The organism is Aeromonas sp. QDB23 (genome assembly GCF_027707745.1).
GTDB classification, from domain to species: Bacteria; Pseudomonadota; Gammaproteobacteria; order Enterobacterales; family Aeromonadaceae; genus Aeromonas; species Aeromonas allosaccharophila.
Map to the genome: position 1 here is coordinate 23,117 of NZ_JAPCJA010000052.1, position 10,607 is coordinate 33,723.

General features: G+C 59.8%; 14 protein-coding genes. 1 reads left to right on the top strand and 13 read right to left on the bottom strand.

Annotated elements, in window-relative coordinates; genetic code table 11:
* Positions 1-483 precede the first annotated feature (483 nt).
* Positions 484-1,416 (top strand): LysR family transcriptional regulator, encoded by a 933-nt coding sequence (locus PG888_RS18470; RefSeq protein ID WP_182937899.1) that lies wholly within the window; start codon positions 484-486, stop codon positions 1,414-1,416.
* Positions 1,417-1,528: 112 nt separating this feature from the next.
* Here the strand turns inward: PG888_RS18470 and ascL are convergent, their stop codons facing one another.
* The 13 genes from ascL to PG888_RS18535 all read right to left on the bottom strand — a co-directional run bounded on the left by ascL (position 1,529) and on the right by PG888_RS18535 (position 10,521).
* Positions 1,529-2,194: a SctL family type III secretion system stator protein AscL gene (gene ascL / locus PG888_RS18475; RefSeq protein ID WP_182937900.1), complete on the bottom strand. Its 666-nt coding sequence runs from the start codon at positions 2,192-2,194 to the stop codon at positions 1,529-1,531.
* Positions 2,173-2,799, bottom strand: a complete 627-nt coding sequence (locus PG888_RS18480) for a SctK family type III secretion system sorting platform protein (protein WP_182937901.1) — start codon at positions 2,797-2,799, stop codon at positions 2,173-2,175. Before PG888_RS18480 ends, ascL begins: the two co-directional genes overlap by 22 nt.
* A complete protein-coding gene (gene ascJ, locus PG888_RS18485; RefSeq protein ID WP_182937902.1) occupies positions 2,796-3,536 on the bottom strand; it encodes a SctJ family type III secretion inner membrane ring lipoprotein AscJ in 741 nt (246 codons plus the stop codon). The genes PG888_RS18480 and ascJ overlap by 4 nt, the downstream gene beginning before the upstream one ends.
* Positions 3,537-3,542: 6 nt before the next feature.
* Positions 3,543-3,881 (bottom strand): SctI family type III secretion system inner rod subunit AscI, encoded by a 339-nt coding sequence (gene ascI / locus PG888_RS18490; protein ID WP_005320806.1) that lies wholly within the window; start codon positions 3,879-3,881, stop codon positions 3,543-3,545.
* Positions 3,881-4,435 carry a YopR family T3SS polymerization control protein gene (locus tag PG888_RS18495; RefSeq protein WP_182937903.1) on the bottom strand — a complete coding sequence of 185 codons (555 nt, stop codon included), beginning with the start codon at positions 4,433-4,435 and terminating at the stop codon, positions 3,881-3,883. The genes ascI and PG888_RS18495 overlap by 1 nt, the downstream gene beginning before the upstream one ends.
* On the bottom strand, positions 4,432-4,785 hold the full coding sequence (locus PG888_RS18500) for a YscG family type III secretion system chaperone (protein ID WP_182937904.1): 354 nt from the start codon (positions 4,783-4,785) through the stop codon (positions 4,432-4,434). The genes PG888_RS18495 and PG888_RS18500 overlap by 4 nt, the downstream gene beginning before the upstream one ends.
* Positions 4,785-5,030 carry a type III secretion system needle filament subunit SctF gene (gene sctF, locus PG888_RS18505; protein WP_139408250.1) on the bottom strand — a complete coding sequence of 82 codons (246 nt, stop codon included), beginning with the start codon at positions 5,028-5,030 and terminating at the stop codon, positions 4,785-4,787. Before sctF ends, PG888_RS18500 begins: the two co-directional genes overlap by 1 nt.
* A gap of 3 nt (positions 5,031-5,033) precedes the next feature.
* Entirely contained in the window at positions 5,034-5,237 is a 204-nt protein-coding gene (locus PG888_RS18510; RefSeq protein WP_182937905.1) for an EscE/YscE/SsaE family type III secretion system needle protein co-chaperone, read from the bottom strand.
* On the bottom strand, positions 5,200-6,504 hold the full coding sequence (gene sctD, locus PG888_RS18515) for a type III secretion system inner membrane ring subunit SctD (protein ID WP_182937906.1): 1,305 nt from the start codon (positions 6,502-6,504) through the stop codon (positions 5,200-5,202). Before sctD ends, PG888_RS18510 begins: the two co-directional genes overlap by 38 nt.
* Positions 6,501-8,357 (bottom strand): SctC family type III secretion system outer membrane ring subunit AscC, encoded by a 1,857-nt coding sequence (ascC, locus tag PG888_RS18520; RefSeq protein ID WP_182937907.1) that lies wholly within the window; start codon positions 8,355-8,357, stop codon positions 6,501-6,503. Before ascC ends, sctD begins: the two co-directional genes overlap by 4 nt.
* The gene (ascB, locus tag PG888_RS18525; protein WP_182937908.1) at positions 8,330-8,755 is read right to left on the bottom strand and encodes a YscB family type III secretion system chaperone AscB; all 426 of its coding nucleotides are present in this window, start codon (positions 8,753-8,755) and stop codon (positions 8,330-8,332) included. The genes ascC and ascB overlap by 28 nt, the downstream gene beginning before the upstream one ends.
* Positions 8,756-8,770: 15 nt before the next feature.
* Positions 8,771-9,586, bottom strand: a complete 816-nt coding sequence (locus PG888_RS18530) for a T3SS regulon anti-activator ExsD domain-containing protein (RefSeq protein ID WP_182937909.1) — start codon at positions 9,584-9,586, stop codon at positions 8,771-8,773.
* Positions 9,587-9,705: 119 nt separating this feature from the next.
* On the bottom strand, positions 9,706-10,521 hold the full coding sequence (locus PG888_RS18535; RefSeq protein WP_269475268.1) for a helix-turn-helix transcriptional regulator: 816 nt from the start codon (positions 10,519-10,521) through the stop codon (positions 9,706-9,708).
* Positions 10,522-10,607: the final 86 nt, after the last annotated feature.

The following is a 10,607-nucleotide window of genomic DNA, read 5'->3' on the forward strand; positions in this document are numbered from 1 at the left end:
TCCTCACGGCCCCAGCCACTAAATTCGCCAACCATATAGAGATCAAAATCCCAGGGCGCCTTCACCTCCGGTTTGACCCCGTTGTCACTACTGCTGGATGAGCTGTCGTTACAACCGGACAAAAGAACCCCGCCGCAGCATAACGCCACGGATAAAGCCAATGGACGAATTTTCATATTTTCCCTTCGTTACTTTTTTGTTTTGTTATTGAAACAGCATTGAGTAAAACCGTTTTTTCCAGTCTACGTGGTCAGCATTCGCCAGAAAAATAGACCACATCACCATCGGCATAGATAACATCTATAGCCAGATGAAATTACGTGATCCTCCGCACCAAACCGGCTATCAGGCGGTAAAAATGAATTGAATACAACGTGAAGGGAGCCACATAAAAATAGCCAGTCAGTGAAGGGGGATAATTGACAGCCCATGGTGATTACACTAGTTTGGCGCACCACCCGCTTATGACCGGACGCCATATTCGTGGACAAGCATCTAAGACAATTTATTGAAGTGGCCACCCACAAAAATGTCAGTCTGGCAGCCAGGCAAATGGGACTCAGCCAGCCGACGCTGACACACAACATGAAAAAACTTGAGGAGAGTCTGGGAACGACCTTGCTGATCAGACATGCCAGCGGCGTGACACTTACCGCAGCCGGAGAGCTACTGCTGGAGCAGGCGCGCGTGATGCAGCGGATCTACGATGACACTCTCCGGCAGCTGGCCAGCCTGCGCGAGCGCACCGCGCGGCCGCTAAACGTGGGCACCGGACATGCGTGGTGGCAACCGGTATTGCAACCTGTCACCGCCCGCTATCAGCAAGCCAACCCATCCTGCACCATCAATATTGAAGTCGGCAACCATCTGCGCCTGCTCGATCTGCTGCTCGGCAATCATATCGACCTGTTTCTCGGACATGAAATTCACGGGCTGGCCAAAAATTACAGCCTGATATTTATCCCGCTATTTCTTTCTCACGATGGGGTATTTGTCAGAGCGGGTCATCCCCTCACAGGGAAAATATGCAGCAAACAGGATCTGGTGGATTATCCCAGCCTGCTGGTGACGCCGGATGAGGAAAAATATCTGCATCTGGTCGATGACTTGGCGAGAAAAAAACAGGAACGCGCCGCTATGAAGCTGAATGACAAAATCATTTACAGCAGCAACTCCCTGCTCACCAGTATTGATATTGTCAATAGTAGCAATGCTGTCATGCCTTATCCTGTGAGCATGGCTGGTTATTTTTCCCGCTTCGGTATCTGCCCGCTGCAAATGGGCGAAGAGTACAACAAGGGGACTATCGGAATTTATATTCCCCGCGAAAAGATTGATGAGCCCCACATTCAGATGTTATGCCAAGACATTCAGGCCCAAATCATTCGCAATGGAGCCCTGATCTCCACGTTCTGAACCCAAGTTCAGTTTTCAAGCCCGACAAGAATCTGCCAGATGGCGGCTAGCACAACGATGGGGCCGACAGCAGACTATCCGCTACCGGTCCATCCGGTGATGACACCGCCCTCTAGCCGATTTCTGCACTCACCCCGGCGAGTCGAGCCTGCTGCTCACCACGCTTTTCCAGCGCCGAGCTCATGGCGAGGGAGAGCGCCTCCAGCTGGCCGTCGAGGCTGGCATCGATGATCCCCACCTCGGTCTCGAGAATGCAGCCCCCCTGATCGAGGCGGGCATCGGCGGAGATCTCGAGGTAACCGATTTCGGGGAAATCCTTGTGTACCCGGGCGATCTGGTCGCGCACCGCCTGCACCTGCTCGGGGTGAACCCGTATCGTCACCTGCTTCTGGTTGCTCACCAACGAGAGCGCCTCACGCACCACCTTGAGGGTGAGCGCCACCTGATCGTAATCGTGCAGGATCTTGCGCACCGCCTGCAGCACCACCTCGCTCATCTGCTGCTCCACGGTGCGATAGTACCCCTGGCACTGCAACTGGGTCTGGTGGATCAGCACCGCCTGTTCGCGCCGGGCCTCGTCAATCCCGGCTTGCCAGCCAAGGCTCTTCTGCTCTTCATAGACGGCGCGGGCCTCGGCCACGATATCGGCCGCCTGGGCGCGGGCGGCCTCTACCAGCTCCTGTGCGCTCAGGTAGGAGAGGTAATCCTGGCTACGCAACATACGCTGGCTTGGCGCCAGTTGCAGATGGTCACTCTTTATTTCAACAAATGGCAGCATTGGGGGGTTACCTGTTTGGCAATCTTGAGACAAAGCGCCCGGGCCAGTGGCTGCTGGTCAGCCGCCAGAGGCCATGATGGCCCGGGTGGCGCCGGGGGAAGGCGCAGGGCGAGACGGCGGGCCCAGTCAGGGTAGCCCTCCCCGGCCGCCGCCAGCCAGAACTGCAAGCCCGCCTCCTCCAGCAGGCCCTCATCGAGTTGAGCGGGCAGCGGCCGCTGCCAACCTGCGGGCCAGGGGCCGATCAACAAGTCGAGCTGGGAGAGTACGGCTCTGTGCCCCTCCTCCCCCAGCCGGGCGATGATCTGGCGCAGCGTTGGTGCCAGCAGGCAGTGGCGGATCGCCTCTCCGTGCAACACGGCCCCCAGACGGCGCAACAACAACACCAGCTCGCTTTGGGGAAACAGCGCCAATCCCCCCAGAGGCGCGGGCATCTCGTAGCCAATCCCCAATGCCAGCGCCTCGAGCAAGGCGCCGTTACTGGCTGGCAACGTCCGCCACCCCGGCAGGAGCTCCGGCACCTGCGCCCAGGATGAGGGCAAGTGCGCCTCATGGAGGTAACTGGCCGGGCAAAAGCGCAGCTGATAGGGGGTCAAACCGACCGTCATCCGCGACTCCGGCTCCGGTGCCACATGTATTGCGCCAGGTTGCTGGTCACCACCAGCGCCAACAACAGGGCAATCAAGCCACCCAGCCGCCATTTTGAACCTTCGCTCACTTCAATGGAGAACAGCGAGGTATTGCGCGGCATCAACGGGCTCTGGCGCACATCGGCCGAGGGCACCAGCACCACGCTGATCCGGTCGTAGGCGAGCCCTTCGATGCTGTTGTTGACCAGCTGCTTGATCTGCGGAATATAGGTATCGAGCTGGATATCTGCCGCATGCTTGATAAAGACCGAGGCCGAGGCGGGCGAGGGTTTCTTGCTGATCCCCTCATTGCCTTCCGGCAGCACCACATGGACGCGAGCCACCAGCACGCCATCGATTTCCGACAGGGTATTGGAGATCTCCTGCGCCTTGGCATAGGTGAGACGAGCCCGCTCCTCGGTCGGCGAGGAGATAAGGCCATCCTTGGGGAACACATCCTGCAGGGTGGAGAAGCTCTCCCGCGGATAGCCCTTGCGTTTAAGGGTCTCGATGGCTTGCGCCACGTCGGACTCCTCCACCAGCAGCTTGATATGGCCATCCTTGTCCGGCTGCTTGTCCGAGGCGATCCCCTCGGTCTGCAGCAACGCCAGCATCTCGTTGCCCTCTTTCTGAGTGACCCCGGTATAGAGCTCCACTTTGCAGCCGCTTAGCAGCAGCGAGGCGCCAAGCACCCCCATCAGCATCGATCTCTTCACACTACCTCACTGGGTCTTCAACAGGGTTTCTACGTTCTGGCTCATCTTGCCCACGGTCTTGGCAATCAGCTCCTCCTGCATGGTGATCCGCATCAGCGACCACTGCATCTGCATCAGGCTGTTGGGGTCATCCCCCGGGGTGGCCAGCTCGGCTTGCAGGCTCTGCTTGGCCTCGACAAACTGCTGCTTCAACTCCCCCAGCTCCCCCAGCAGGGAGCTCCCCATCCCCTGGGATGTGCTCCCCATCGCCTGTTCAAAACTGGCAACATGGGGTGAGGAGAGATCCACCGCTTTCAACTCATCCAGGCTGGTGACCACCGCCTGGGCAGACTGTGCAATTTCCATCACGCCTCCAGATCAAGTTTGTGCGAATTGCGCATCAGATTGTCCACCATGCCGTTGAGCGGGATCAGGGTCATCAGCTCGCGCCGGGCCAGTGCATCGAGAAACACATGTTCCGCGGGCACAGCGCCCTGCCCATCCCTGAGCTCGCTTAGCAGGTTCAGCAACACCTTCTCCCGCCGCGACGCCAGGGGATCAAACTCCCGCATGGTTGCTCGCAACTCCGGCAGATCGATGGCATCCACCACCGGCGGCTGGCGCTCGCCAAAGCGTGCGATCAGCTTGTCGGTGACCGGGGCAAACAGCTGCTTGCCAATCTCCGACGATGGGCTGTCGCCCTGTTGGTAGATCTGCCAGAGCAGTTCACGCTTGGCGGCTGGCGTCGCACCGGCCAGCAAACCGTCAAGGGGAGCCCCCTGTTGCCAACGCTCGAACAGATCCGGCTCGGGGGCCTTGGCCAGCAGTCGTTCGAACTGGTGTTGGGCCATGGATTCGGGCGGGAGCGGCTGACGCTGCGGCTGCTCTCCCCCCAGCTGATCGCTGCCTTCAATTTTCATGATGCCATCTGCTCACGCAGGCCTGCGGCAAACTGTTGCAAGGCAGGCTGGCCGCTCTGTTCCAGTCGCAGCAACCGGGCGGCCAGCGCCTCCTGCTGACCCAGCCGCCACTCGCACAGGGCCAGCCAGGGCTCGATATCCGGCGTGCAGTGCTCGCCACCCAGCAGCAAGGCGGCCTGATAATCTCCCCGGTTCATCAGGGAGGAGAGGCGAATGAGCGTCACGCATTCGGTCATCTCCGGTTCGCCCGCCAGCCAGTCGGCGATGGTGGCCGCCTCCTGGTGGCAATGGTGTCCGGTGCCTGCCAGCGCAAGCTCGGCCAGCTGTCGCTTGAGTTGAGAGTTCATCATCAAATCTTCTGCAAAATACCCTGCATCAGGTCTTTCATGGCCCGAGTCACGGTGGAGTTGATGTTGTAGATCACTGACCACTTGTTGATCTTGTGCTGCAGCTCGGCCAACCGAGCCGGATCATCCGGCGAGGTTTTCAACGCTTCAATCGCCTTTTGAACTTCCTCATTGGCTTTGTTTGCCTGGTCTTTCAGATTGTCGGCAACCTTGTCCAGGGTATTCCCCGGGTTAAAAATATCGGCCATCTCTCATACTCCCTCTATCTGTTCAAGTATCTTCATGCCCGCCTCGATGGCATCGGCCTGCTGTTGCCACGCCTGATACTGGTGCGGAGTTCCCCCACGCAGCAGTTGCCGCTTCACTGCGCCCTGTGCCTGCACAAGCTGCTCGCGCAGCTCGCGGGTAAAGGAGGGGTCAGCGCCGGACAGTCGCGCTTCCATACTGGTCATCATGCTGCTCGACTCCTTTTAATTTGACGATGTATTGCTGCTTGCCCTTGCTCACCACCACCGCATCGCGGCGAATGGCCAGCACCCGCACGCCGCTGGCAGTTGCGCCCCCGACCGGATAGCGCTGGTTGTCCGCCAGGATCACGTAGGGCACCCGGCCAAACGAGACGCTGCGCACATCGAACTCCAGCTCATCCTGGCGCGGCGTTCTGGTCTGATTGATCAGCTCCAGCATCGGGTAGGCACCAAACTCCCGGCGAAACTGCTGGCTCACCAGCTGAAACTGGCCAAGATCGCGCTCATCCAGCTGACCGGAGAGTTCGAGTCGCCCACCCGCCTCGCGCACCCGCAGTGATCCAGCCAGGCCCTGCTCCTGCAGCAAGGCGTCGAGGCGCTTGCGATAGGCCCCGGCAATCTGTACCTGATTCTCAACGCCCAGCAGGCCGGGCACCTCCTGCTTGAGCAGGGATTCAATGCTGCTCCATTTGCCATCCTGCCCCTGAATTTCACCGCTGAGCTTGAGCCAGCCGGGCTCCTTGCCATTGCGGATCTGCAGCTGTTCATAACCCAGCTTCTGCAAGATAAAACCGGCCCCTTGCCGCAAATCTTCCATGGTGCGCAGCTCGAGCCGATAGCTGAAACCATTGCTGTCGAGGTACTGCTGCAGCGCAAGACGCGCGCTGTTCTCATCGACGTAACCCGAGAGTTGCCACAGCTCGGGATCGCTGTTGTTCAACACCACCTGACGGTAGTTCGGCGCGGCCAGAAAGCGTTTCAATGCCTGCTCTGTGCGCGCAGATTCGTTCTCGTCAGCGCCATGCCACCAGCCTGTGCCGAGCAGCAAGATCACCGCGACCACCAGACTCAGACAGAGGGCGCCCATCCAGACATCGGCGCCAGTCGCCCGCCGCCGCGGCGCACGGGATGGCGCAGCCACCAGGGCCTGCGCATCGAGCTGTTCGGGCAGTGAACGGCTGCTGTCACAGAAGCTCCAGAGCAACGGGCCAACCTCCAGTCGCGCCCCCGCCCTGAGCGAGTCTCCCGCGGTCAGGGCGACACCGTCCTGAGTCGGGGTGATGCCGTCTGCCCAGGCTTGCAGGGTGATCCCCTCACCACTCACCAGCAGCACCAGATGTTCGGCGGCCATCCCCTCATCCACCAGCACCAGATCGGCCTTGAGAGGATCGGCGCCGATGACCAGACGTCCCTCCGGCAGAGGGACTTCCACCCCGCGGTTGAGCCCGCGATAGACACGGCACTTCCAGCTCATCGGGTGGCGCCCTCGTTGCCCGCCTGCACACACCAGTTGGCAGCCGGCGTACATTTTTGATCCTTGTCCATCTCGACCAGTCGCCACCCCAGTTCATTGCCCATCCGGCACTGGATAAGGGACGAGCTCTTGTCCCCCTGACGCAGCAGTTGCTGCACATCACGGGCTGCGGCCAGCGGCTGGCACTGGGCGCCGCCCAGCACCTTGCCAAGGGAGAGGCTCTGGTTGGAAAGCTCATCAGTCCCCAGCAACCCGGCACGCAGATCCTGACCGTTACCGAGGGCCAGATAGTGGGCGATGCCGTCATCGATCAGCCGTGGTTCGATGATAAAGAGCCGCACCGAGCGCTTGGTCTGGGTATCCTTGCTGCGAAACAGCGCGCCCAGATAGGGGATGTCGCCAAGGAAGGGCACCTTGCTCAGGTTCTCGTTTATCTCGTCGCGGTAGATACCACCGATCAACAGGCTCTGGCCGTGGCTGACCCGGGCGATGGTGTCAACGACGGTACGACTGATGGTCGGGATCCCGTCAATACCGGTACTGTTAACTTTCTGACCACCATCCTCGATGTGGAGGCTCAGGCTGATCTCGGGTCTGTCGCCCATCTGGATCACCCGGGGCGTCATTCGCAGCATGGTGCCGTAGGTGATCCCCTGCAGCTCGGCCACCCGCTCACCGCTGATTTTGACGTAGTAGGTTTCGCTGTGATCGATCACCGCCTGGGTGTTCTCCTGGGTCAGCAGGGTCGGACGGGAGACCACCTGGGCGTTGCCTTCGCTTTCCAGCAGATTGACCCGGGCCAGCAGATAGTCGAGTCCTTTGGAGTCCACCAGACTGCCGAGCGCGGCGCCCCCTTCGATCCCCTTGCGATCGCCGGTGGTCTTGATGATCACCTGCTGGTTCGAACCGGTGCGGATCCCCACTCGCCAATCCACCCCCAGCTGGGAGAGATCCTCGGCATTGATGTCGATGATGGAGAGCGCCACCTCGATGCGGGCCGCCGGTTTGTCCAGCGCCGCAATCAGCTTGCCGTACATCGCCATCCGCTCCGGGGTATCGCGCACGATCACCGCGTTGAGGGAAGGGTCGGCCTGCACGATAGCCTGGCCGGACGTGACCGCTGCCCCTTTCTTGTTACCCTCGCCGTTGACCATCTGCACCCCGGCATCGCTGAGCAGTCTGGCCAATATGGTGGCTAAACCGGGGGCCTCCACATCGGTATCGCGATACTGGATAGATCGGTCGGTGGCCGACGCGTACTTGAGCGGGAAGATCTCGATGGCCAGCGGCCCGGTCTTCTCGCTGCGTAGCTGAGTCTGCTGCTCCAGCGCCAGCGCAGTCTGCTCGATCAGCTCAAGGTAACGGGGCGGGCCAGAGACATAGACCAGCCGGTTATCCGCATCGGGGCGCCAGCCAAAGCGCGGCTCCCAGATCCCGGCACGCTGCAGCGCCTGTTTCAGCTCGGCGGCACCGGTCTGCTCCAGATTGATGAGACGGGACTGCACTTCGCTGTTCTTGAAGACGTAGAGCACATTGCCGTCGTAGTACCAGACCAGGTTGTAGAGGGAGGCGAGCTGCTGCAAGAAGGCGAGCGGCTCGTCATGTTCGAACTGGCCGTTGACCTGATCGTTGACCTTGTCGCTAACCACCACCGAGACCTCGTAGTTGGCTCCGAAGTTGACCAATACGTCGCGCAGACTCTCCCCTTCCGCCACATAGCTGTACGGCATGGGCACCCAGTCCAGCTCCTGCGCCATGGCCGGGCGCAGCCACGCCATCACGGCGAAGCAGATCCACAACAGGGGGCGCAGCAGGGGTTGCACGCTCAAGGGTGCCATATCATCTGTCTCCATTGGGGGGCCAGTGCGGCCTCGGTCAATTGGGGTTCCAACCGATCCAGCAGCGCGATGTGCTGGCTCAGGCGCTCCGCCAGCAGTTGCTCGTCGAGCCACTCCAGCGCGAGCCGCGCCTCCAGTTGCAGATTGCCCAGATCATCCAGCACCAGGGCATGGGGGGCATGGCGGCCCCAGGCCACTACCTGTTGCAACAGACGCTTCAGCAGCGCCGGATCATGGCTCTCAGCCCCGTTTGTCTGGCTACTTGCAAGCGGGGTGCTCAGCAGCAATTCACCGTTTCTGGGGGTCAAAAAGAGGGGATAACCATCGAGTCGCAGATGGTACTTTCCCTGTGCGTCGGCAATAAAAGGCCCTTGGCCAAGGTTTGCGGCCAATCGATTCAGTAGCGTGTGCATAGTTCCTCGGGCTATCTAGGGCGCAGGAGGCTGCCAGTAGAAGTGATCCTGACCCAGGGCAATGCCCCGGCCGACCAGCCACTCGTGCAGTGTTCTGGCGGCATCATCCTGATGGGGCAGTGCCTGCAGGGCATGCCAGAATACGCCGAGCTCCAGCGGCACCGGCATCAGCAGATCCGGATTGCCCTCCTTGCTCGTTTGCGCATACCAGGCAGGCCAGGCAAGCTGGAGACGTGTCTCGCAATCGCTCTGCAGTTGGGTGAGCTCCTGCTCGCGCTGGCTCAGCTGTGCGAGTTGTTCGGCGATCCGGCTCTCCAGACCGGCCGGTACATCGACCACGGTCTGCCAGAACACCGCCTGGGCATTGAGCTGGCGGCGCATTACCTGCAACTGCTCCAGCTCGTTAAGCCAGGCGCCGTAGAGAGGTTCCAGATGCTGAACCCACCAGCGGTGCAAGGGATAGAGCACCCAGTGCCACAGCAAGGGACGATCCGCCATATTGATGCGATCCCCCAGCTGTTGCATCCAGTCGCAACGCTCGCTGCCTGCCAACCGCAAGATCTGTTGCAGCTCTTCGCGCGAGACGGCCAGCGCAGCATCGAGACGGCGCTGAAACCAGATGGAGCCCAACAGGCTCTCCAGCCGGGTTCTTGGCAACAGCCGTTGCAACAGGGCCATCTGCTGCGAGGTGATCACGCCGGCATCCTGATAACGGAGCACGGACAGCTGGCCGACCAGACGATCCCGACTCAGGGTATCTGGCTGGACAACGGTAACCCGACGACCTGCAAACAGGCCCTGGTTAGGTGAATGGTGATCTTGCTGACTCATGCTATGCCTTGCTCATCTTGCTGCGGGCAATAATGGAATGATGTTTCGATATGCTGGCTATTCTATCCATTGCCTCACTCCGCGGCTTATAAAAAACGTCAGATTATTTTAGTCCGGCGTTAATCTGTGCCATGTCTGGCACGGCTTGGCGTACAACCAAAACGACGGCGATAACTCTGGGTAAAATAGGACTGGCTGGAGAAACCGGCCTCCATCGCAATATCGACGATGCTCATTTCGCTATTGAGTAATAACTGATGAGCGAAGAGGATCCGCCGTTCACTGATCCAGGCGCGGGGAGAAACCCCATATATCGAGCCAAACAGCTCCTTGAAGGTGGTCAACCCCATGCCGAACTCTTTGGCGAATTCGCTGAGCTTCCACTCCATCAGATAGTGCTTTTCCATAAACTGTTGCAACCGCTCGACCTGGCGATTGCTCAGCTGACGCAAAATTGACATCAGTTGCGCCCCCTGTTCGCCAAAGGCGAGCAGAAACAGCAACTCTTCGGTGCGTAATTGAGCCAGTGCGGGGGGATGGTCATGTTCGGTCAACCCGCGCAGTCCCTGAATACATTGGGTCAGCAAAGGGGATGAGTGAAACGGCAGCAACGTGGGGGCCATCCCCTCCAGCCGGGCGACTTCACTCAACAGTGAACCAAAACGTTGCAAGAAACCTTGCAAAAAGGCGTTTGACAGGGGTAGCCACAGCAGGCGGCAGGGGCTGTCACCGGTACAGACCGCGTAGTTGCCACGGCGCACGAACAGGAGTTCGTTGGGAGACAGTTCATAGGTATCGGTACAGTCCTGCCAGGTCATCGATCCGTCCAGGAGAATATAGATTCCCTCTTGCGGATGTTCGATGACGTTAAAAGCAGACATGCACCACTGGAGCAGGGCCATATCGCCCTTCTCTGTGGTAGTAATGCCCTTCATATTTTGTTTCCTGATTACCCATGACCCTCAGCCAGCTTCAAGAGCCGATATGGCATCGGAGGGCTTGCCACGACTGCATGCCCCAA